The organism is Pseudomonas sp. W2Jun17 (genome assembly GCF_023127795.1).
In the GTDB taxonomy this organism is placed as follows: domain Bacteria; phylum Pseudomonadota; class Gammaproteobacteria; order Pseudomonadales; family Pseudomonadaceae; genus Aquipseudomonas; species Aquipseudomonas synxantha_A.
Genome location: NZ_SPKO01000033.1, coordinates 175,963 through 195,491, shown reverse-complemented (window position 1 = coordinate 195,491; position 19,529 = coordinate 175,963). Strand labels below are relative to the sequence as shown.

The following is a 19,529-nucleotide window of genomic DNA, read 5'->3' as shown; positions in this document are numbered from 1 at the left end:
GTGCCCGCCAGACACAGCAGGACCGGACGGGATTGCGCTCCCCTAAGCGCCATTCACGCCCGGCAAGATTATCCCTTTGGGCCAAGCCCTAACTAAAACAGGATTACTCATGTCCTTTGCTTCCCTCGGTCTCTCCGAGGCTTTAGTCCGCGCCATCGAGGCAGCGGGCTATACCGAGCCTACTCCGGTGCAACAGCGGGCCATTCCCGCCGTGTTGCAAGGTCGCGACCTGATGGTCGCGGCTCAGACAGGTACCGGTAAAACCGGTGGTTTCGCCCTCCCGATTCTGGAGCGGTTGTTTCCCAACGGTCACCCGGACAAATCCCAGCGTCACGGCCCGCGCCAACCGCGTGTACTGGTCCTGACCCCTACCCGCGAACTCGCAGCCCAGGTCCACGACAGCTTCAAGCTGTACGCCCGCGACCTGAAGTTCGTCAGCGCCTGCATCTTCGGCGGTGTCGGCATGAACCCACAGGTTCAGGCCATGTCCCGTGGCGTTGACGTACTGGTCGCTTGCCCGGGTCGTTTGCTCGACCTGTGCGGCCAGGGCAGCGTCGATTTGTCCCACGTGGAAATCCTCGTGCTGGACGAAGCCGACCGTATGCTCGACATGGGCTTTGTCCATGACGTGAAAAAGGTCCTCGCACGCCTGCCGGCCAAACGTCAGAATTTGCTGTTTTCGGCAACGTTCTCCCAGGACATCACGGCCCTGGCCGGCAAGCTGCTGCACAACCCGGAGCGCATCGAAGTCACGCCACCGAACACCACGGTCGAGCGTATCGAGCAACGCGTATTCCGCCTCGCCGCCAGCCACAAGCGCTCGCTGCTGGCGCACCTGATCACCCACGGCGCGTGGGAACAGGTGCTGGTCTTCACCCGCACCAAGCACGGCGCCAACCGCCTGGCCGAGTACCTGGACAAACACGGCCTCACCGCTGTTGCCATCCACGGTAACAAGAGCCAGAACGCTCGCACCAAAGCCCTGGCCGACTTCAAGGCCGGCACTGTGCGCATCCTGGTCGCCACCGATATCGCCGCCCGCGGCCTGGATATCGACCAGTTGCCACACGTGGTCAACTTCGAACTGCCGAACGTCGATGAAGACTATGTGCACCGTATCGGCCGTACTGGCCGTGCCGGTCGTTCGGGTGAGGCCATTTCCCTGGTCGCACCGGACGAAGAAAAACTGCTGAAAAGCATCGAACGCATGACCAAGCAGAAAATCGCCGACGGCGACCTGATGGGCTTCGATGCCAGCGCCGTGGAGGCCGAGAAACCTGAAGCCCGCGAGCGTCCGGATGTGCGTAACCCGCGCAACCCACGCGGTCCGAAGGGCGATGGCCCGAACGGCGGCGGTGGTGGCGGTGGTCGTCGCGACAAAGGCAAGGACAAGGGCAAGGAAAAGTCCGCCACCAGCAGCCGAGGTGAACGCCCGGCCCGTGAGCAAAAGCCACGTGAAGGCACCCCGGCCCGCGAACAGCGCCAGCCGAGCCAGCCGCCACGCGCCGCCGCTGACCGTGCCCCGGACGAGTTCCTCGACGACGATGTGGATAACTTCGGTAACCGCGTCGACTACGTGCCCCAGGCCAAGCCGGCCCAGGGCCGTGGCCGTCGTCCAGGTGCCCCGGCACAAGGCGCCGGTGCGGGTGCTCCCCGTGGCGGCCAGCCACAGGGTGGCCGTCAGAACGGCCCGCGCAACAGCAGCGGCGGCAGCACCGGTACTCCGCCTGCCAAGCGCAGCGGCCCGCGTAATGGTGCACCGCGTGACGGCCAGGCGCGTCGCGAAGATTCGCGCAGCAACAACCGCCGCCCGGCCCGTGACGACCAGCCGCGTCTGTCCGAGCCAGCGGTGCAAAACCCGCGTGGTGGCCCGGCGCCGAAGATCATCCACAAGGAGTCGAAAGCTGATCGCTTCCCGACACCCGAGCAGTTGGACCAACTGCCAGGCCGTCCTCGTGGTGAGAAACCGGCGCTGCTGACCCGCAACCGCTGAGCTCCAAAGCCATAGGCGTTGACCGCTACATCGCCATCGCGGGCAAGCCCACTCCCACAAGGGAATGCATTTCAAGTGTGGGAGCTGGCTTGCCTGCGATGAGGCCCGGCTAGGCAACACGAATCGTCAGCCAAAAAAATGCCCCGCATCTTTCGATGCAGGGCATTTTTTATGCGCGGCGAAAATTACTTCGCTTTCACACCTTCAAACGTGATGTACAGCTGAACGTTGTCAGACTGTGGACCTACGTCCATACCGTCTTTGTTGAATTCCTTGCGGCTGATGTTGGTGGTGCCTTCAAAGCCGGCACGGTAGCCGCCCCATGGATCCTTGCCTTCGCCCAGGAACGTGGCTTTGACCAGGATCGGCTTGGTCACACCGTGGAAGGTCAGGTCGCCGGTCACATCAGCAGTCAGCTTGCCATCAGCATTTTTGCCAGTTGGCTTGACGCTGGTGGAGACGAACTTGGCATCAGGGAATTTGCCCGACTCCAGGAAGTCCTTGCTGTTGACGTGCTTGTCGCGCTCGGCGTGGTTGGAGAACACGCTGGCAGTACGCACGTTAACTTCAATCTTGGCGTCTTCCGGCTTGGCGGCGTCAAAGCTGAACTTGCCGTCCAGGTCCTTGAAGGTACCGGTAATGTAGCTGTAGCCCAGGTGGCTGATCTTGAAATCGACGAAGGCGTGCTGGCCTTCCTTGTCGATCACGTAGTCAGCGGCCATCGCCGAACCTGCGGACAGCAGAGCAGAACCGATTGCCAGCGCAGCGAGTGTTTTTTTCAACATGCTTTCTATTCCTTGTGAGTCGAGGTTGAACATCAGGCTTTGCGCCCCAGCATTCGTGTCAGGGTCGCATCACGATCGATAAAGTGGTGTTTCAATGCAGCCACGCCATGCAAACCGGCGAAGACCACCAACACCCAGGCCAGGTACAGATGCACCCAACCGGCTGTGTCTGCCTGGTCCGGTAGACCGGAAACCACGGCAGGAATTTCAAACAGGCCAAACACCGGAATACCGACACCGTCGGCGGTGGAAATCAGGTAACCGGCAATCATCACGGCAAACAGCCCCAGATACAGGAACGCATGGCCAAATGCAGCACCGATCCGCGTCATACGGCTATAGCTGGCCAGCGGCGGTGGCGGCGGGCTGACCAGACGCCAGACGATACGCACCAGCATGATGGCAAACAGCGTGATGCCAATGCTCTTGTGCAAGTCGGGCGCATCTTTGCGCCAGGCGCTGTAGTAGTCGAGGCCGACCATCCACAGGCCCAATGCGAATAAACCAAACACCACCAAGGCGACGCCCCAGTGTAGAACCATGCTGACCCAGCCGTACCGGGCGGGAGAATTGCGTAGCTGCATGTACTTAATCCCGTAAGAACTGTGCCCAAGACTAGCGTTTTACCTATCGAATTAAAGCGGAAAATTTCGCTTTGAAATATCGAGAAATACGATGAAGAGGCTAGGTATCATAAATTAACAAGGGATTAAGACTATTCCCAAGAAACGCGACAGACCGTCCTGCATTTACCGCCAATTGCCCCACAATGGCTTGTGACACGCGCCACCATTGCATAGGCTTGCGCGATTGTTTCGCCTGCGCGCGCCGCAGGATCGCTTCGAGGAGATCACCGATGGGCTTGAACAACCAGTGGATGCAACGCGACCTCGCGGTGCTGTGGCATCCCTGCACCCAGATGAAAGACCACCAGCAACTTCCGCTGGTCCCGATCAAGCGCGGTGAAGGCGTATGGCTGGAAGACTTCGAAGGCAAACGCTACCTCGACGCCGTCAGCTCCTGGTGGGTCAACGTGTTCGGCCACGCCAACCCGCGCATCAACCAGCGCATCAAGGACCAGGTCGATCAGTTGGAGCATGTGATCCTCGCCGGTTTCAGCCACCAGCCAGTGATCGAGTTGTCCGAGCGCCTCGTGCAGATGACGCCTGAAGGCCTGACGCGCTGCTTCTACGCCGATAACGGTTCATCCTGTATCGAAGTCGCATTGAAGATGAGCTTTCATTACTGGCTCAACCGTGGCCTGCCGAACAAGAAGCGCTTCGTCACCCTGACCAACAGCTACCACGGCGAAACCATCGCCGCGATGTCGGTAGGCGACGTGCCGTTGTTTACCGAGACCTACAAGGCGCTGCTGCTCGACACCATCAAAGTGCCAAGCCCCGATTGCTACCTGCGCCCCGACGGCATGAGCTGGGAAGAACACTCGCGCACCATGTTCCTGGCCATGGAACAGACCCTGGCTGACCACCACGATACCGTTGCCGCGGTGATCGTCGAGCCACTGATCCAGGGCGCCGGCGGCATGAGGATGTACCACCCGGTGTACCTCAAGCTGCTGCGCGAAGCCTGCGACCGCTACGGCGTGCACTTGATCCACGACGAAATCGCCGTGGGCTTCGGCCGCACCGGCAGCATGTTCGCCTGTGAACAAGCCGGCATCCGCCCGGACTTCCTGTGCCTGTCCAAGGCCCTCACCGGCGGCTACTTGCCGCTGGCCGCCGTGGTCACCACCGAAGATGTCTACAGTGCCTTCTACGACGACTACCCTACCCTGCGCGCCTTCCTGCACTCCCACAGCTACACCGGCAACCCGCTGGCGTGCGCGGCAGCCTTGGCGACGCTGGATATCTTTGAAGAAGACAACGTCATCGAAAACAACAAGGCCCTGGCCCAGCGCATGGCGACCGCCACCGCGCACCTGGTGGACCATCCTCACGTTTCGGAAGTGCGCCAGACGGGCATGGTGCTGGCGATCGAGATGGTGCAGGACAAGGCCACCAAGGCCGCCTACCCGTGGCAGGAACGCCGCGGCTTGAAGGTATTCGAACACGCACTGGAGCGCGGCGCGCTGTTGCGGCCACTGGGCAGCGTGGTGTATTTCCTGCCGCCCTATGTGATTACACCGGAGCAGATCGACTTCCTGGCCGAAGTGGCCAGCGAGGGGATTGATATCGCCACTAACAGCAACGTCAGTGTGGCGGTGCCCAAAGATTTCCATCCAGGCTTCCGTGACCCGGGTTGATACCAACCCCTGTAAGAACCGACTTGCCACAGCAAGCTCGCTCCTGCATACACCTCTTCAGAGAACAGAAATGAGACTGTCCCGCTTTTTCACCGACACCCCGCTGAGCCTCGGCGATCATGAACTTCCTGAAGCCCAGGCGCATTACATCAGCCGTGTGTTGCGCATGGGTGAAGGCGATGCCGTGCAGCTGTTCGACGGTTCTGGCCAGGAGTTTAGTGGCACGCTGCTGGAAGTCGGTAAAAAACGCGTCACTGTGCAACTGACGCAAAGCTTTGCCGGCCAAGATGAATCGCCGCTGCATATCCACCTCGGCCAGGGCCTGTCCCGGGGTGAGCGCATGGATTGGGCGATCCAGAAAGCCACTGAACTGGGCGTCAATACGATCACACCGATCTTCAGCGAGCGCTGCGAAGTGCGCCTCAAGGACGAACGCGCCGACAAACGCCTGCTGCACTGGCGTCAGGTTGCCGTCAGCGCGTGCGAGCAGTGTGGGCGTTCAACGGTGCCGGTGATTCACGCACCGGTGTTGCTGGCCGACTGGCTGAAGCAAACCGAGGCCGACCTGAAACTGGTGCTGCACCCAGTCGCCGAGCCGATGATCAGTCACGCGAAGCCTTCGAGCCTGGCGTTTCTGATCGGGCCGGAAGGTGGCTTGACCGACGGCGAAGTCGACACCGCCCAAGGCGCTGGCTTCCATGCTGCGCGGTTGGGGCCACGGGTATTACGTACCGAAACCGCGCCCGTGGTGGCGCTGTCGGTCGCCCAGCAACTCTGGGGTGATTTCTAAACGGAGCGATCACTCCACCGGATCACTCACCGGCTTGGCAATGATCGCCTTCAACTCGCTGGTCATTGGGAATTCCAGGTTCAGGCCCTTCGGCGGGATCGGCTGCTCAAACCAGCGCTGGTAAATCCCGTTGATCTCTCCCGAACGGTACAGATCACCCAAAGTCTCGTTGACCACGGCGAGAAACTGCGGGTCGTCCTTGCGCACCATGCAGCTGTAGATCTCCCGCGACTGCTCCTCGCCCACCACCACCCAGTGGTGCGGGTCCCTGGCCTTGGCGCGCTCGCCGTAGAGCAACGCATCATCCATATAGAACGCTACCGCACGGCCGGTCTCGAGCATCTTGAAAGCCTCGCCATGGTCTTTGGCGCTGATCACGAACATATTGGCTTTGTGTTCAGCATTGTAACTTTTGAGGAAGCGTTCATTGGTAGTACCGGCAGTGGTCACCACGTTTTTGCCCTTGAGGTCGGCAAAGCCTTTGATCCCGCTGTCCTTGGCCGTTAGCAACTGCCCCTTCACGTAAATGAACCCGTAGGAAAATGCTACCTGCTTCTGCCGCTCGGCGGTCACGCCGGTGGAGCCGCACTCCAGGTCGACGGTGCCGTTCTGCACCAGCGGAATACGGGTTTGAGAAGTCACCAGGTTGTACTTCACCTTGAGCTCACTCACCCCGATTTTCTGCTGGATGCGCTCGACAATCTTGCTCGCCAGGTCCACCGAGTAGCCCATCGGCTTGCCACTGTTATCCCCAATGTAGGAAAACGGCACCGACGCATCGCGATACCCCAGGGTGATGGCCTTGGCGCTGGCGATCTTGCTCAAGGTGCCCTCCAGAGGCGCTTCGGTCGCATGGGCGTTTGCGCTCAAAAAAAGTCCAAGAGCGCAGCCGGTCAACAGGATTTTTTTCATTGTTATTCTCCGTTGGTAGATCGGTTATTTACGTACTGCAATCACGCTGATTTCCACCAGGACACTCGGTCGCGCCAGCTCTGCTTGCAGGGTGGTACGCGTGGGCGCCATGCCTGGCGAAAGCCATGCAGACCAGGCTTCATTCATCGGCGTAAAACCGGTACTGATGTCCTTCAGGTAAATCGTCGCGTTGAGCAGGTGATCCTTGTCACTGCCCGCCTCGGCCAACAGCGCGTCGATCCTGGCCAACACTTCTCGGGTTTGGCTGCCTACGTCCTGGCCATCGCCCGGTACCTGGCCCGAGAGAAACACCAAATCCTTGAAGGTCACGGCAGCGCTAAGACGCTCGTTGCTGTTGATTCGGGTGATAGTCATGGCTGCATCCTCAAGCGGCGCGGGGCGCCAGGCCCTGCATATCAATGGAAGGAACATGCTGGCTGATCAACTCAGCCAATAGCTGGCCACTGCCACAGGCCAGGGTAAAACCAAGCGCGCCATGCCCCAGGTTCAGCCACAAGTTGCGGTAGGCGCTGGCACCGATCAATGGCACGCCCGTCGGTGTTGCCGGGCGCATACCGGCCCACTCGACCGCGTGGGCGTAGTCACCGGCCAAGGGAAACGTCTCCAGCGCCTGGCGCTTTATCAAGGCCAGGCGCTTGGGCTCAAGACGCGCATCAAAGCCGACAATATCCACCATGGCCGCGATCCGCAGTTGCTCACCAATGCGCGCGTAGACGATCTTGCGGTCATAGTCGGTGATGCTCACGTTCGGCGCCTTGTGCTGCGCGCCGATCGGCACGCTCAGGCTGTAGCCCTTGAGCGGGTACAGCGGCAGCGACAAGCGCGGCAACGCCAACTCGGCGCTGCGATGCCCGGCAGCCAGCACCAACTGTTCGACCGGCATCACGTCATGGCCCATTTCGATGGCCTGCACCGCACCGTCGGCGTGACGAATCCCGGTAACCTTGCGACCCAGCAAAAATGTACAGCGCCCTGAAGCCTTTAACCGAGCTGCCAGCCGTTGGCAAAAAGCATGACAGTCCGCCACTTCCTCATTCGGGGTATAGATGCCGCCGACAAACCCACCTGCCGCCAACGCCGGTTCCAGGTGCGTACAATCCACCGCAGACAGCACCTGCTGCTGAAGGACGTCAGTGACCTTGCTGCGTACACGCTCAAACGTCTCGGCATTGCGAAAGGTCACCAGCTTGCCGTTGCGCCGCCAGTCGAAGCCGTCCAGGCGATCATCGACACGCCATTGCTGCAAGGTGCCTTGGCTCAGGCTCGCCAGCCGCAGCAAGTGGGCAGCGTTGCGCTTGTTCACCGATCCCCGGCAGGCACCGATGAACGCTGCCATCCAGCGCCATTGCTGGAGGTCAAGCCGTGGGCGCAGCTTCAGCGGCGAGTCGCCGCGCAACAGCCACCCAATCGCTTGCAGCGGCACGCCCGCGTCGGCCAATGGCGCAACATAGCGATAGGACAACTGCCCACCGTTGGCGAAACTGGTTTCGCTGCCCAAGGTATCGCGGGCGTCGATCACCGTTACCTCATGGCCAGCCCGTACCAAAGCATAAGCACTGGCCAAGCCGATAACCCCACCACCGATGATGCAAACCTGCCTGGCCATCCCAGCCCCCGACCGTTGATTAACTGAAGACCAAGCGTAGGCGCAGGTGACATGCCACCGACAATGAATAAAGATGGGTCACCTATAAACAAAGGTTATGGACTTGCCATGCGCTTGCGTCATATCGAAATCTTCCAGGCCATTCGCCAGACTGGCTCGATCAGTGCTGCCGCGCAGTTGCTGCACGTCTCGCAACCAGCGGTGACCAAAGTGTTGCAGCACGCCGAATTGCAGCTGGGCTTTGCGCTGTTTCTGCGGGTGCGCGGCAAATTGCAGCCCACGCCGGAAGCCCTGGCACTGGAAAGCGAAGTCGAGAAAGTCACCGAGAGCTTGCAAGGTGTAAGGCGTCTAGCCAAGAGCCTGCGCCGCGCCCCAGGGCAAAGCGTGCGCATTGGTGCGATTCCGGCGTTGGCCTTGTCGCTGCTGCCTCCGGCGATTCTGGAATGGAAGCGCGAATACCCCGACATGGCTTGCGAGCTGTCCAGCGACCATAGCCGTGAGCTGGTCCAGAAGCTGCTGATGCGCGAAATCGACCTGGCGCTGACCCTCAACTTTTCCGGCCATCCTGGGTTGACCACCCAGGTGCTGGCCAATGGCGTGCTGGTTGCATTGGCGTCCAAGGGCTATTGGTCGGCGGCTGAAATCAACCAGCCATTGCCGCTGAGCGAACTGGCGGGCGCGCCATTGATCGGGCTTTCCAGTGCTGATCCGCTGGCAACCAAGCTGGACAGCTACCTGGAGAACGTCGATCCACCGCCACGCGTGACCATCTCGGTACAAACCTATTCCCTGGCCCGGGCGATGGTGGAGTCCGGCGCCGGTTTGACGGTCATTGACCCCTTTACCGCCCTCGGCGCATCGACGGCAACCACCTGCATCCGCACCCTCACGCCACCCCTGCCGATCACCCTCTACGCCCTGACCCGTGGCGATGAACCACCGCCGCATATGCTCGCCAAGCTGCTGCAGATCTTCGGCATTCGTGCCTGTGAGCTACTGGCACGTCTCTAATACCACCGAAGCCCCCTCCCACATTCAGAGCACGTAATGCATGATCGCCACAAAATGCAGGAGGCTGCCGCCAATCACAAACAAATGCCAGATCCCATGGGAATGGCGCAGGCGATCTTCCAGGGCAAAAAAGATGATGCCCACGGTGTACAACACGCCGCCCGACGCCAACCAGATAAACCCTGCCGTGCCCAGCGCCGCTATCAGCGGCTTGACTGCCACGAGTACGATCCAGCCCATCACCGCGTAGATCACGATGGACAGAATCCGCGCCTCCGAGCGCGGCTTGATCTCTTGCAGGATGCCGATCACCGCCAGCCCCCACACAATCCCGAACAGCGTCCAGCCCCAGGGCCCGCGCAGAGTCACCAGGCAGAACGGTGTGTAGCTGCCGGCGATCAACAGGTAGATCGAAAAGTGATCGACCTTTTGCATGATCTCTTTTCGCCGCCCCCGCACGCTGTGGTAGACGGTCGACGCGCTGTACAGCACCATCAGGGTAAAGCCATAAATCGCCACGCTGACGATCTTCCAGGGGCTGCCGTCCAGGCTCGCCACCACCAACATCCACACGGCGCCAATACACGCCGCGACTGCACCGAGCAAATGGCTCCAGGCGTTGAACCGTTCCCCGTGATACATCTATCGTTAACCTCCCCTCATCGTTGACGACTGGCGGCAAGCCTCCAGCCTTGCGCATAAGAGTGCAAGCAGCGTGTGACGTTCCAGCGACGAGGGCTGCGTTTGCAGGCACAATCGAGCGCAATCGAACAAGAGCCCACGGCCATGCTGATCGACGAAGAGTTCACCCTCAAGAAGCTGGAAATCTTCCTGGCGTTCATGCGCACCGGCAACCTGGCCCGCGCCGCCGCCGAACTGCAAACCAGCAACGTCAGCGTGCACCGCGCCATCCACTCCCTGGAAAGTGCCTTGCGCTGCCCGCTGTTCAAGCATGAAGGGCGCAACCTCACCCCGCTGGAAAGCGCCTACGTGCTCGAAGAGCGTGCGCAAAAGCTGATAGCCGATGTGGTCGAGGGAGTGCGCCTGACCCGCGAAGCCGCCGGCTTCTGCGCCGAACGCTTCAAGCTCGGCTCGCTGTACTCGCTGACGGTCAAGACCGTACCGCAACTGATCATGGGCCTGAAGATCCGCCGCAGCGAACTCAATATCGACCTGATCCTGGGCTCCAATTTCGACCTGTTCTACAAGCTCAAGAACATGGAGGTGGATGCGATCCTCATCTCTCTGGACGATCACGCCACCGATCCGGACTGTGAGCAGATCGCGCTGTTCAGCGATGACATCTTCCTTGCCACACCGGCCGATTCCCCCCTGGACCGCCATCAGGAAATCGACCTGGCCGACGTGCGTGACGCCACCTTTATCACCCTCACTCAGGGCTTCGCCACGCACCAGGACGGCAACCGGGTGTTCAAGCAGGCGGGGTTCGAACCGAAGGTGGCGATGCAGGTGAACGATATATTTACCTTGCTGAGCATGGTCAGCTCGGGGGTGGGTTATGCGCTGCTGCCTGGGCGGATTGCGGCGGTGTATGAGAACCGCGTGAAGCTGATACCGCTGCAACCCAGGTATCGGTTGCAGCAGCAGATCGGCGTGGTGTTCTTGAAGGCCAAGGAGCGTGACCCGAACCTGCTGGCGTTGTTGGCGGAGTGTCGGATGTATGCCAATCGCCAGGCTTGAGAATGCCATCGGGGGCAAGTCGAATCGTCGCACCGCCCCCGATTGCGCCAGACCAGACAGCGAAAATCCCCAGTCAGCCCACCAACCCCCTCATCACCAAAAACAACAACGACGGCCCCAACAAACACCCCAGCGCTGTATAGAACGCCGCGGTCAAACACCCATAAGGCACCAACTTCGGATCAGTCGCCGCCAACCCGCCCGCCACGCCGCTGGAAGTGCCCATCAAGCCACCGAAGATCACCGCACTACGTGGATTGTTCAGCCCGATCAGCGGGGCCACGAACGGTGTCATTACCATCACCAAAATAGCCTTGATCAACCCTGCGGCAATCGACAGCGCCATCACCTCGGAACTGGCCCCAATCGCCGCCCCGGTAACCGGGCCAACGATATAGGTCACGGCACCGGCGCCGATGGTGGTGAGGCTCACCGCATCGGTATAACCAAACGCCATTGCCACCCCTACCCCGGCAACAAACGACGAGCCCACACCGACAAACAGAGCCAGCACGCCGACGTATCCGGCGCGCTTCAACTCATCGACACTCACGCCAAACGCCGTGGCTACAATAGCGAAGTCCCGCAGCATCGCGCCGCCCAACAGGCCAATGCCTGACAACAGTGGAATATCCACCACGCCCTTGGAGCCGCCAGTAAAAGCGCCTCCCACATACGACAACACCAGGCCCAACAGAATGGCAATGGCCGAGCCATGCAGGCGGCCTTTGGTAAAAGTGTCAGAGATCCAGTAGGAAACCCACATGGTCAGGCCGATCACGGCAAAACCACTGATCAATCCGTACCCGGTGATCACTTTCATCATCGATTCGTACATGGCGATCACCCGGCTTCTTTGGTCGGAACAGCTGCAACCGGCTCGCGGTTACCGATACGCACCAGCACCGGTACCAGGGCAAAGCCGAGCACCACGGCGAGGGTCCCGGCCAGAATCGCCATGGGCCCGCCACTGATGGCGCCATACACGTTTTGCTGGGCGGCCATCGCCACCACAATCGGGATATAAATCGCAGCCCAGAAGCTCACGCCCTGCTCCGACTTGCCGGTAAACAAGCCACGCTTGCCGAGGTAACTGCCCAGGCCAATCAGCAGCAACATGGCGATACCCACCCCGCCGACGTTAGCCGGGATACCCATCCATTTGCCCAGCAGTTCACCGACAAACAGGCCGGCCAACGTGCACAGCGCCAGAAACGCCACACCGTAGATAATCATGATTGTTGTCCTCAAAGTGCTCGTTCGAAATTGTTGTTGTTGTGCTTCGAAAGCCTTGGGTGTTGCTTTATCGGTGGCGGCGCTCCTCCTCTTGCAGCAGGGCCTGCAAGGTGTCCAGGCGTGCGCCTTCGCAGGCGATCACCGTGCCTTGTTCGAACACGCGGCGTGACAGACCAGTGAGCACCGCGCCCGGGGGCAGTTCGATTTGCAGGCGTACGCCACGCTCGTAGGCGCCTTGCACGGTGCCGCGCCAGTCGACGACGCGGCACATGTTGAAGGCCAGGTCATCGCGCAGTTGCTCAGGGTTGTGGATAGGTCGCGCGCGGGTGCTGCTCAGGTAGGTGATGCGCGGCGCCTTGAGTGGGACGAACGCTTGGGCAAGCACCTTGGCCGGCGCTTCCAGCAGCGCACAGTGGGACGGCACGCTCACTGCCAGACGCTTGGCGACGCCGTTGCCTTTGATGCGCTCGGCGACACGCTGCATCGCTTCATTGCTGCCGGCGATCACGGTCTGGTTGTCGGCGTTGATATTGGCCAGATACACCGGAGTTGCGGCGCTGTGGATATCTGCCAGCAAGGCTTCAACCGTGGATAAATCGGGGCCGATCAGGGCGGTCATGCCGTAGCCTTGTGGATAAGCCTGTTGCATCAGCTCGCCACGCAGGCTGACCAGTTTCAGCGCATCGGCGAAGTCCAGGGCGCCGGCGATGACGGCGGCCGGGTAGGCGCCGATGGACAGGCCCGCCACGTAGTCAGGCGTATGGTGCAACTGCTGGGCATGGGCAACGCCGACGATCAGCAGGCACAGTTGCACCGCACGCGTGCTCGCCAAGGCTTGCGCCGAATCGAGCCGACGAACATCTTCACCCAAGGCATCACTGGCTTCTTCCAGAACCTGGGCCGATAGCGCCTGGAGCATGCCCACGCGCTGGGCACCCTGCCCCGGAAACACCAACAAGCTGCTCATGCCACGGCCTGCCAGGGGTCAAGTACAAGGTGCGCGCCGCCAGTGGTTTTGAGCAGTACGCGGCGTGAGCCTGTGGCCCATTCGCGCAAGGCAACAGCGCCAAACAGGGTTTGCAGTTGCAGGTCCACGGCGCACGGTGCGGTGTCGAATTTCGCCAGCAATGCACGCGCCGCGTTGCGATCAAGCGGTTCGGGGGTGCGCAGGATCAAATCCAGATCACTCATGGCATGCAACGCTTCGACGCCGCTCGCCAATTCAAATCCGGCGCTGCCGCTGACGCCCCAGTGATACTGCGCCAACACTGGCCGCAGTTGATCGAGCGCCCGCAGCGCCGGTAAATCCCGTGGCGAGATCACCTGGCGCAAGTCTTCGGGCGCCACGCGCCGTTGCACCGCAGCAACAGGCATCACCGCCCCATAACGCTGCTCACGCAGACGCCCACGTACGCCAACCGCCACTTGACCTGCTTCGGTAATGGCGCGCCGCACCACTACTGGATGGCCGGCGCTCAGCGCGTCCCGCGCCCAGGCCGGAGCATCCGCAGGCAGGTGCGCCGGGGTCATGCCCCAGAGCAAGTCATGGGCGTTCACCATTGCTCCCGCAGCAGTTGGCGTACATGGCTTGAGGCGGTGCGATTAGTCGCACCGAGACGTTCTTTTAAATCGGGTTGCACGACATCTTTGATCGCCTGCACCAGGCAATCGCTGACCCGCGCCACATCGTCCGTTGTCGGCTGTTCAACCTGGCTCACCGACAAGGTCTCCCAGAGCAAACCCAGGCTGGCATAACTGTCGATGTCATAGGCCATCGGCGGCACACTGGCGGCCAAGGCTTCGAGTTCTTCGACGCTGCGCAGGGTCACCCGTGCGGCCGAAGCCTTGCCCATGGCGTGCACCATTACCCCAGGGTCGCGCAGGGCGATCAAGCGGTTGGCCTGGTAACCGTGGGCCAGAAACGCACCGGACATGGCCTTGCCCACCAGCAACGCAATCACCGGGTGCCCGGCCAGGCGTGCGCGGGCGTAGCTGTCGGCAGCGGCGGCCAGGGCCTGGTGGATGCCGAGGGCTTCTTCACGGCGACCATAGGCTTGGCTGGGCACATCGACGATGGCGATGATGGGGCGTTTGTCACCCGTCACGATGGCTTCATCGACGGCCTTGGCTAGCCCCCAACCTTCCAGCAACCCGACTTCGCCATTGCGTGCACGCGGGAAGCGGTTATTGGGGTCGGTGACCACGGCGATAAAGCGCACCGCCTGTTCACCCAATACGCCGTCTGCGACTTTCAATGAGTCCGGCAAGCCCTCTACGGGTGCTGCGCCAGCGCTCAATGCATTGAACCACTGTAACCCTCTCATGGGCGTTCTCCCTGATACAGAGCGCGAACCGTCGCGGGCTCGATTTGCGCCGCTGTGTCGAGTTCGGCCAGCCGCGCCAGGTAGAAATCAGCGCGCCGGCTGCGGGGTTGTTCGGGCGCCCCGTGTTGCAACAGCGCGCTCACGGTCTGCTGGATCTGCACCACATCGTCCGCCACGTAACGGTCGGCCAAGCCACTGTTGAAACGTTGTTCGCCGCCGGTGAGGCTCCAGATAAACGGGCGGTCGCGGGAGTCGTATTCTTCCAGCCCGGCCTCCTGTTCGATCACCTGCGGTCCGTTCAGCCCCAGGCGCGCTTCGCGGGTGACCACCAGGTAACTGCACAGTCCGGCCGCGATGGACATACCACCAAAACAACCGACACTGCCCGCCACCACACCGACCACCGGCTGGTACTGGCGCAGGTCGACAATCGCCGCGTGAATATCGGCAATCGCGGCAAGGCCCAGGTTGGCTTCCTGCAAGCGCACCCCACCGGTCTCCAGCAGCAGCACGGCGCGGGTCGGTATGGCGTTGCGGTTGTCTTCGGCGGCCAGTTCCAGTGCCCCCGCGATTTTTGCGCCACCGACTTCACCGAGGCTGCCGCCTTGGAAATTGCCCTCGATAGCGGCGACCACTACCGGCAAACCGCCGATGCTGCCCTTGGCAATCACCACACCGTCATCGGCCTGGGGCACCACGCCCTGGCGGCTGAGCCACGGCGACATGACCCGTTGGAACGGGTCGATCAGTTCACGATAAGTGCCAGCATCCAACAACGCCTTGGCGCGCTGCCGCGCACCGAGTTCGACGAAGCTGTGTTTGTTGAGCAAATCAGTCATGGCCGACCTCCTCGAAACCTTGCTCCAGGCGCAAACGCACCACGCCGGGGGTGGCGCCGAAATCGTGGATATCGATGTTCAAGGCAGGTGGCGTCTGCTCCTGGAAGATGCGTTCGAACAGGTGCTGCCAACGTTGCTCGGCGCCGTTGACCGAGGTCTGCACTTGGATGGTCAGCGTGCCGGGAGTGCCCGGCTCCAGCAGCACTTCGAGGTCGCCCGAACCGACGCAACCCACCAGCGCGCGGCCTTTTGGCGGCTGGCCCGCGGGGAATTCAAAGGATAAGGTTTCCATCACAACGCTCCGTCGAGGCGGTCGATAAACAGGCAGGCGGCGAGCAAGTCGGCAGCGCCGCCAGGGGAGGCATTCAGGGCCAGGAGTTGCTGGTCCAGTGCGTGCAGTTGGCGACGGCCCGCGAGGGTTGCGCTACCGCCAGCGTCGAGCACGGCCTGGGCGCCTTGCTGCATGGCTTGGAGGCCTTCAGTGCCGGCGCGGTAGAGCACGCAGGTGTCGGCCAGCTCGGTCATGATCGCGAGCAAGGCATCCAGGCGGGCATTCTGCTCACCGGCGTTTTGCCCGCGGCTTTTATGCAGTTGCGGCAGGCCGCGTTGCATCACAGCGGGGAAGCCCAGTTGCGCTTCTTCACGGGCACCGCGTGCGCCGTAGCGCTGGGCGACCTGTGCGCCGTGGCTTAGTGGTTGCGGCGCGAAGCGGTCTTCGAGCAGAGCTAGTTTGGCCGCGGTCAGGGTTACGGCGCGTGGTTGCAGGGCCGCTGCTGCGGTGAGCAAACCAAGAGCCCAGATTGCGCCGCGATGGGTATTTACGCCGTTGGTAGTGATGAGCATCGCTTGCTCGCCTTCGCGGCCAAGACGGCCGAGTGCTTCACGCAAGGGCACACCGACTTCACCGAATTCAAGGGCAGCCTCGGCCATTTCCTTGAACATCGGCCACAGCGACAGCGCTGAGGCGTGCATCAGGCCCAGGTGCAAATCACTGTGGGCGCCGTTGCCGCGCCGGTCTACCAAGGCGGGTTTAGGCGACAAATCCGCTTCATCGATCAGCGCGTCGACGGCCATATCCGCCAGGCGATCGGCCAGGCTCAATTCATGCTGTTTTAGAGCGCGCATTTACCAGCTCCTGAATTTGGCGGGCGGGTTGTACAAGCCACCGGACCATTCCACCAGGTCGGCTACGCTCTTGGCAGCCAGCAACTCGCGGGTGGCATCGGTGCGGCGGATACCTAAGTCTTCGGGCAAGGCGATCAAGCCTTCGCGACGCATACGGGCGGTGTCCTTGGGGTTATGGCGCATACCGATGGCCGTCACCCCGGCGACGGCAGCGATCATTGCCTGGCGCTCTTCCAGGGAGCGCGCCTTGTAGAGGTAGGCGATGCCTTCTTCGGTGAGCAAGTGGGTAACGTCGTCGCCGTAGATCATGATCGGCGCCAGCGGCATGCCGCTTTTGCGGGCCACTTCTACTGCGTCGAGGGTGTCGACAAAGGTCGGTTTGCCGCCCTCCTGGAAGGTCTCGACCATTTGCACCACAAGTTTTTTGCCGCGCTCAAGCAAGGCCTCGGGCGCATCGTCATGGCGCATATCCAGCCAGGCCGGTGTGCCGTGCCGACGACCACGTGGGTCGTGGCCCATGTTCGGCGCACCACCGAAACCGGCAAGGCGGCCACGGGTCACGGTGCTGGAATGCCCATCGCCATCCACTTGCAGGGTGGCGCCGATAAACAGGTCCACCGCGTACTGGCCGGCCAGTTGGCAGAACATGCGATTGGAGCGCATCGAGCCATCGCGGCCGGTGAAGAACACATCCGGGCGGGCGGCGATGTAGTTTTCCATGCCCAGCTCGGTGCCGAAGCAATGCACGCTCTCGACCCAACCGCTTTCAATCGCCGGGATCAACGTGGGGTGTGGGTTGAGGGTCCAGTTGCGGCAGATCTTGCCCTTCAGACCCAGGGATTCGCCGTAGGTGGGGAGGATCAATTCGATGGCGGCGGTGTTGAAGCCGATGCCATGGTTGAGCGACTGCACATTGTGTTTTTCGTAGATGCCACGGATCGCCATCATCGCCATCAGCACATGCACCGGCTTGATATGGCGCGGGTCGCGGGTGAACAGCGGTTCGATGTAGAAAGGCTTGTCGGCCACCACCACGAAATCCACCCAGCTTGCGGGGATGTCCACACGGGGCAAGTCGGTGACGTCGTCCACCAACTGGTTGACCTGCACAATGACGATGCCATCGCTGAACGCGGCGGGTTCGATCAGCGCCGGGGTGTCTTCGGTGCTGGCGCCGGTGTAGATATTGCCGGCACGGTCGGCCATGAAGCCGGCCGAGAGCACCACGTTGGGGATCAGGTCCACCACCAGGCGCGCATAGAGTTCGATGTAGGTATGGATCGCGCCGATTTCCAGCAGCCCGTCTTCCAGCAACTGGCTGATGCGCAGGGATTGAGTGCCGGCGAAGGAAAAGTCGAGCTTGCGGGCGATGCCTTTCTCGAACAAGTCCAAGTGCTCGGCGCGCCCGACACTGGGCATGATCATGTGCAAATCGTGGAGCTTGGCCGGGTCAGCCTTGGCCAGGGAGCGCGAGAGAAAGTCGGCCTGCTTCTGGTTGTTGCCCTCCAGCACCACGCGGTCGCCGGGGAGGATCAGCGCTTCCAGGGCCTCGACGATCCTGTCGCTGGGCAACACCGCCCCGTCTGCATACTGTTTGACCAGCCCGAGCCGCCGCTGCTTCTCGTCGCGCCGCCGCGTCCAGCGCGAGTCGGGGGTGATGGTTGTTGTCATGGTCGCTCCACGGGGTTTGCTGTCGTGGGGCTGTACCTTAGGAGTGAATTTAGGTGCTATCAATCAAGCTCAGCGGCAGACCGTTACGCCTGGAGTAACAAAGCTCAAAATGTGGGAGGGGGCTTGCTCCCGATAGAGGTGTGTCAGTTGACAAACTTATTACTGACCCACCGCAATCGGGAGCAAGCCCCCTCCCACATTTGCTCAGCGTTGCTTGTTAGATATCGGTCCCAAACAAGGACCGATCAGTCCCTATTTGGGACCGTTTGAAAATTCCGGCGAATGGCTGATTTGCTCAAGTGCCCTATCGACCAACAACTGACCAAACTCTGCCATTTGCTGAATCCCGAGCATGATGGCGCGCTGGGAAGTGTCCAGGTCAAAGGCCAGGTTGCAGGTGAGTGCGTTGAGGGAGGACAGGGTTTCACTGGCGTTGACCAGCAGGGTTTCGGTGGTTTGGTGGGGGTTGACGGTGAAAAGGGGTGGATTGGGGGTAGGTTTGATCATGATGAAACTCCTAAACAGTGAGTAAGGAGCGCCACCGTTCGCTTGCACGCGAATGAGGGTGGCGACCGTGCGCAGGTGTGCAAGACCGGGCCTGTTTAGGACACCCAGCAGGTCCGAAGACCTCCTGCGCGCAGCCGCCATAAAGCAGCGAGCACAAAAAACGCCCGTTGGATGGCTGGGCGTTTGCACGCCTAAACAGTTTCGTCGGACTTGCACGTCCGTGTCACCGTTTTTTGCGATGACGGGACAAAGACTAGGCGTGCGGACCTCTCACCACAAGTTCATGCGCGGCCCAAAATCTTGCAGGAAAAATCCGAAGCCTTTTATGTCGAAGGGCGTGCAGGAAGTTTCATACAGCGTTTTGGGGTTGTTGCTTGGAACTGGTCCTTCTAGCCTTCGCGGTTGAATGCCCATAGTCGAAGGACGTACCAACATGCCGATGCACAACCCAACTCACCCAGGTGAAATTTTACTTGAGGACGTTATCCCAGCCTTGGGCATCACCATTACCGAGATGGCGCGACGTCTTGGCTTCGCCCGCGAGACTTTTTCAAGGATCTTGCATGGCCACGCCCCGGTCAGCCCGGACCTTGCCGTTCGGTTGGAACGGGCTGGCGTGAGTAAAGCCCAGTTATGGTTGTCGATGCAAAGTGCCTACGACTTATGGCAGGCCGAGCATCGGGAGCAACCGGTAATTGAGCGGTTTGCGCGGATTGATTGAGATCTTGGGCCAAGCACAATTCAG

22 protein-coding genes are annotated in these 19,529 nt (G+C 61.2%); 6 read left to right on the top strand and 16 right to left on the bottom strand.

All coding sequences use genetic code 11. From position 1 onward, the window contains the following. Nucleotides 1–109 precede the first annotated feature (109 nt). On the top strand, nucleotides 110–1,993 hold the full coding sequence (locus tag E4O98_RS20955) for a DEAD/DEAH box helicase (protein ID WP_032878973.1): 1,884 nt from the start codon (nucleotides 110–112) through the stop codon (nucleotides 1,991–1,993). 185 nt (nucleotides 1,994–2,178) lie between these two features. On the opposite strand, the gene E4O98_RS20950 is transcribed toward E4O98_RS20955, so the two are convergent. Next, nucleotides 2,179–2,778 carry a YceI family protein gene (locus tag E4O98_RS20950; RefSeq protein WP_014720298.1) on the bottom strand — a complete coding sequence of 200 codons (600 nt, stop codon included), beginning with the start codon at nucleotides 2,776–2,778 and terminating at the stop codon, nucleotides 2,179–2,181. A 32-nt stretch (nucleotides 2,779–2,810) separates the two neighbouring features. After that, the gene (locus tag E4O98_RS20945) at nucleotides 2,811–3,362 is read right to left on the bottom strand and encodes a cytochrome b (RefSeq protein WP_032878972.1); all 552 of its coding nucleotides are present in this window, start codon (nucleotides 3,360–3,362) and stop codon (nucleotides 2,811–2,813) included. Nucleotides 3,363–3,634: 272 nt separating this feature from the next. Here E4O98_RS20945 and E4O98_RS20940 point away from each other — a divergent pair, with 272 nt between their 5' ends. Both E4O98_RS20940 and E4O98_RS20935 read left to right on the top strand, forming a co-directional pair. Continuing rightward, nucleotides 3,635–5,041, top strand: a complete 1,407-nt coding sequence (locus E4O98_RS20940; protein WP_248089931.1) for an adenosylmethionine--8-amino-7-oxononanoate transaminase — start codon at nucleotides 3,635–3,637, stop codon at nucleotides 5,039–5,041. A gap of 70 nt (nucleotides 5,042–5,111) precedes the next feature. Beyond that, a complete protein-coding gene (locus E4O98_RS20935; protein ID WP_248136151.1) occupies nucleotides 5,112–5,831 on the top strand; it encodes a 16S rRNA (uracil(1498)-N(3))-methyltransferase in 720 nt (239 codons plus the stop codon). Nucleotides 5,832–5,840: 9 nt separating this feature from the next. Here E4O98_RS20935 and E4O98_RS20930 read toward each other — a convergent pair whose 3' ends face one another. The 3 genes from E4O98_RS20930 to E4O98_RS20920 are packed head-to-tail and all read right to left on the bottom strand — an operon-like array spanning nucleotide 5,841 to nucleotide 8,370. Beyond that, nucleotides 5,841–6,743: a transporter substrate-binding domain-containing protein gene (locus E4O98_RS20930; RefSeq protein ID WP_078822546.1), complete on the bottom strand. Its 903-nt coding sequence runs from the start codon at nucleotides 6,741–6,743 to the stop codon at nucleotides 5,841–5,843. Nucleotides 6,744–6,767: 24 nt separating this feature from the next. Further along, nucleotides 6,768–7,118: a RidA family protein gene (locus E4O98_RS20925; protein ID WP_032878965.1), complete on the bottom strand. Its 351-nt coding sequence runs from the start codon at nucleotides 7,116–7,118 to the stop codon at nucleotides 6,768–6,770. A gap of 10 nt (nucleotides 7,119–7,128) precedes the next feature. After that, nucleotides 7,129–8,370, bottom strand: a complete 1,242-nt coding sequence (locus E4O98_RS20920; protein WP_228309071.1) for a D-amino acid dehydrogenase — start codon at nucleotides 8,368–8,370, stop codon at nucleotides 7,129–7,131. 108 nt (nucleotides 8,371–8,478) lie between these two features. On the opposite strand from E4O98_RS20920, the gene E4O98_RS20915 reads away from it, so the two are divergent. Next, nucleotides 8,479–9,381 (top strand): LysR family transcriptional regulator, encoded by a 903-nt coding sequence (locus tag E4O98_RS20915; RefSeq protein ID WP_032878961.1) that lies wholly within the window; start codon nucleotides 8,479–8,481, stop codon nucleotides 9,379–9,381. A 24-nt stretch (nucleotides 9,382–9,405) separates the two neighbouring features. On the opposite strand, the gene E4O98_RS20910 is transcribed toward E4O98_RS20915, so the two are convergent. Next, a complete protein-coding gene (locus tag E4O98_RS20910) occupies nucleotides 9,406–10,023 on the bottom strand; it encodes a hemolysin III family protein (protein ID WP_005792233.1) in 618 nt (205 codons plus the stop codon). A gap of 144 nt (nucleotides 10,024–10,167) precedes the next feature. Between E4O98_RS20910 and E4O98_RS20905 the strand changes: the two genes are divergently transcribed. After that, nucleotides 10,168–11,082 (top strand): LysR substrate-binding domain-containing protein, encoded by a 915-nt coding sequence (locus tag E4O98_RS20905; protein ID WP_032878959.1) that lies wholly within the window; start codon nucleotides 10,168–10,170, stop codon nucleotides 11,080–11,082. Nucleotides 11,083–11,155: 73 nt separating this feature from the next. Here E4O98_RS20905 and madM read toward each other — a convergent pair whose 3' ends face one another. The 10 genes from madM to E4O98_RS20855 form a co-directional block, all read right to left on the bottom strand. After that, a complete protein-coding gene (gene madM / locus E4O98_RS20900) occupies nucleotides 11,156–11,920 on the bottom strand; it encodes a malonate transporter subunit MadM (protein WP_032881185.1) in 765 nt (254 codons plus the stop codon). A 5-nt stretch (nucleotides 11,921–11,925) separates the two neighbouring features. Then, entirely contained in the window at nucleotides 11,926–12,318 is a 393-nt protein-coding gene (madL, locus tag E4O98_RS20895) for a malonate transporter subunit MadL (RefSeq protein ID WP_032878957.1), read from the bottom strand. Nucleotides 12,319–12,385: 67 nt separating this feature from the next. Further along, nucleotides 12,386–13,285, bottom strand: a complete 900-nt coding sequence (gene mdcH / locus E4O98_RS20890; protein WP_032878955.1) for a malonate decarboxylase subunit epsilon — start codon at nucleotides 13,283–13,285, stop codon at nucleotides 12,386–12,388. Further along, nucleotides 13,282–13,878 (bottom strand): malonate decarboxylase holo-ACP synthase, encoded by a 597-nt coding sequence (locus E4O98_RS20885; RefSeq protein WP_248136149.1) that lies wholly within the window; start codon nucleotides 13,876–13,878, stop codon nucleotides 13,282–13,284. Before E4O98_RS20885 ends, mdcH begins: the two co-directional genes overlap by 4 nt. After that, nucleotides 13,872–14,642, bottom strand: coding sequence for a biotin-independent malonate decarboxylase subunit gamma (gene mdcE / locus E4O98_RS20880; RefSeq protein WP_248089926.1), 771 nt, complete (start codon nucleotides 14,640–14,642; stop codon nucleotides 13,872–13,874). The genes E4O98_RS20885 and mdcE overlap by 7 nt, the downstream gene beginning before the upstream one ends. After that, nucleotides 14,639–15,481, bottom strand: coding sequence for a biotin-independent malonate decarboxylase subunit beta (locus E4O98_RS20875; protein ID WP_103734242.1), 843 nt, complete (start codon nucleotides 15,479–15,481; stop codon nucleotides 14,639–14,641). Before E4O98_RS20875 ends, mdcE begins: the two co-directional genes overlap by 4 nt. Next, nucleotides 15,474–15,773, bottom strand: a complete 300-nt coding sequence (locus E4O98_RS20870; protein WP_025857695.1) for a malonate decarboxylase subunit delta — start codon at nucleotides 15,771–15,773, stop codon at nucleotides 15,474–15,476. The genes E4O98_RS20875 and E4O98_RS20870 overlap by 8 nt, the downstream gene beginning before the upstream one ends. Continuing rightward, nucleotides 15,773–16,606 (bottom strand): triphosphoribosyl-dephospho-CoA synthase, encoded by an 834-nt coding sequence (locus E4O98_RS20865; protein WP_248127956.1) that lies wholly within the window; start codon nucleotides 16,604–16,606, stop codon nucleotides 15,773–15,775. The genes E4O98_RS20870 and E4O98_RS20865 overlap by 1 nt, the downstream gene beginning before the upstream one ends. Then, nucleotides 16,607–18,277, bottom strand: coding sequence for a malonate decarboxylase subunit alpha (mdcA, locus tag E4O98_RS20860; RefSeq protein WP_032878949.1), 1,671 nt, complete (start codon nucleotides 18,275–18,277; stop codon nucleotides 16,607–16,609). Between the two features lie 252 nt (nucleotides 18,278–18,529). Further along, a complete protein-coding gene (locus E4O98_RS20855) occupies nucleotides 18,530–18,784 on the bottom strand; it encodes a DUF6124 family protein (RefSeq protein WP_103734239.1) in 255 nt (84 codons plus the stop codon). A 433-nt stretch (nucleotides 18,785–19,217) separates the two neighbouring features. Between E4O98_RS20855 and E4O98_RS20850 the strand changes: the two genes are divergently transcribed. Then, complete coding sequence (locus E4O98_RS20850; RefSeq protein ID WP_103734238.1) at nucleotides 19,218–19,505, top strand: HigA family addiction module antitoxin; 288 nt, start codon at nucleotides 19,218–19,220, stop codon at nucleotides 19,503–19,505. The last annotated feature ends 24 nt before the right edge of the window (nucleotides 19,506–19,529 follow it).

Excerpts from the sequence above, each read along its gene's own strand:
- E4O98_RS20930 (WP_078822546.1), bottom strand. The coding sequence starts at position 6,743 with ATGAAAAAAATCCTGTTGACCGGCTGCGCTCTTGGACTTTTTTTGAGC.
- E4O98_RS20935 (WP_248136151.1), top strand. The coding sequence starts at position 5,112 with ATGAGACTGTCCCGCTTTTTCACCGACACCCCGCTGAGCCTCGGCGAT.
- E4O98_RS20915 (WP_032878961.1), top strand. The coding sequence starts at position 8,479 with ATGCGCTTGCGTCATATCGAAATCTTCCAGGCCATTCGCCAGACTGGC.
- madM (WP_032881185.1), bottom strand. The coding sequence starts at position 11,920 with ATGTACGAATCGATGATGAAAGTGATCACCGGGTACGGATTGATCAGT.
- E4O98_RS20920 (WP_228309071.1), bottom strand. The coding sequence starts at position 8,370 with ATGGCCAGGCAGGTTTGCATCATCGGTGGTGGGGTTATCGGCTTGGCC.
- E4O98_RS20945 (WP_032878972.1), bottom strand. The coding sequence starts at position 3,362 with ATGCAGCTACGCAATTCTCCCGCCCGGTACGGCTGGGTCAGCATGGTT.
- madL (WP_032878957.1), bottom strand. The coding sequence starts at position 12,318 with ATGATTATCTACGGTGTGGCGTTTCTGGCGCTGTGCACGTTGGCCGGC.
- mdcE (WP_248089926.1), bottom strand. The coding sequence starts at position 14,642 with ATGAGAGGGTTACAGTGGTTCAATGCATTGAGCGCTGGCGCAGCACCC.
- E4O98_RS20910 (WP_005792233.1), bottom strand. The coding sequence starts at position 10,023 with ATGTATCACGGGGAACGGTTCAACGCCTGGAGCCATTTGCTCGGTGCA.
- E4O98_RS20905 (WP_032878959.1), top strand. The coding sequence starts at position 10,168 with ATGCTGATCGACGAAGAGTTCACCCTCAAGAAGCTGGAAATCTTCCTG.
- E4O98_RS20850 (WP_103734238.1), top strand. The coding sequence starts at position 19,218 with ATGCCGATGCACAACCCAACTCACCCAGGTGAAATTTTACTTGAGGAC.
- mdcA (WP_032878949.1), bottom strand. The coding sequence starts at position 18,277 with ATGACAACAACCATCACCCCCGACTCGCGCTGGACGCGGCGGCGCGAC.
- E4O98_RS20870 (WP_025857695.1), bottom strand. The coding sequence starts at position 15,773 with ATGGAAACCTTATCCTTTGAATTCCCCGCGGGCCAGCCGCCAAAAGGC.
- E4O98_RS20925 (WP_032878965.1), bottom strand. The coding sequence starts at position 7,118 with ATGACTATCACCCGAATCAACAGCAACGAGCGTCTTAGCGCTGCCGTG.
- E4O98_RS20955 (WP_032878973.1), top strand. The coding sequence starts at position 110 with ATGTCCTTTGCTTCCCTCGGTCTCTCCGAGGCTTTAGTCCGCGCCATC.
- mdcH (WP_032878955.1), bottom strand. The coding sequence starts at position 13,285 with ATGAGCAGCTTGTTGGTGTTTCCGGGGCAGGGTGCCCAGCGCGTGGGC.
- E4O98_RS20940 (WP_248089931.1), top strand. The coding sequence starts at position 3,635 with ATGGGCTTGAACAACCAGTGGATGCAACGCGACCTCGCGGTGCTGTGG.
- E4O98_RS20950 (WP_014720298.1), bottom strand. The coding sequence starts at position 2,778 with ATGTTGAAAAAAACACTCGCTGCGCTGGCAATCGGTTCTGCTCTGCTG.
- E4O98_RS20885 (WP_248136149.1), bottom strand. The coding sequence starts at position 13,878 with ATGGTGAACGCCCATGACTTGCTCTGGGGCATGACCCCGGCGCACCTG.
- E4O98_RS20855 (WP_103734239.1), bottom strand. The coding sequence starts at position 18,784 with ATGATCAAACCTACCCCCAATCCACCCCTTTTCACCGTCAACCCCCAC.
- E4O98_RS20865 (WP_248127956.1), bottom strand. The coding sequence starts at position 16,606 with ATGCGCGCTCTAAAACAGCATGAATTGAGCCTGGCCGATCGCCTGGCG.
- E4O98_RS20875 (WP_103734242.1), bottom strand. The coding sequence starts at position 15,481 with ATGACTGATTTGCTCAACAAACACAGCTTCGTCGAACTCGGTGCGCGG.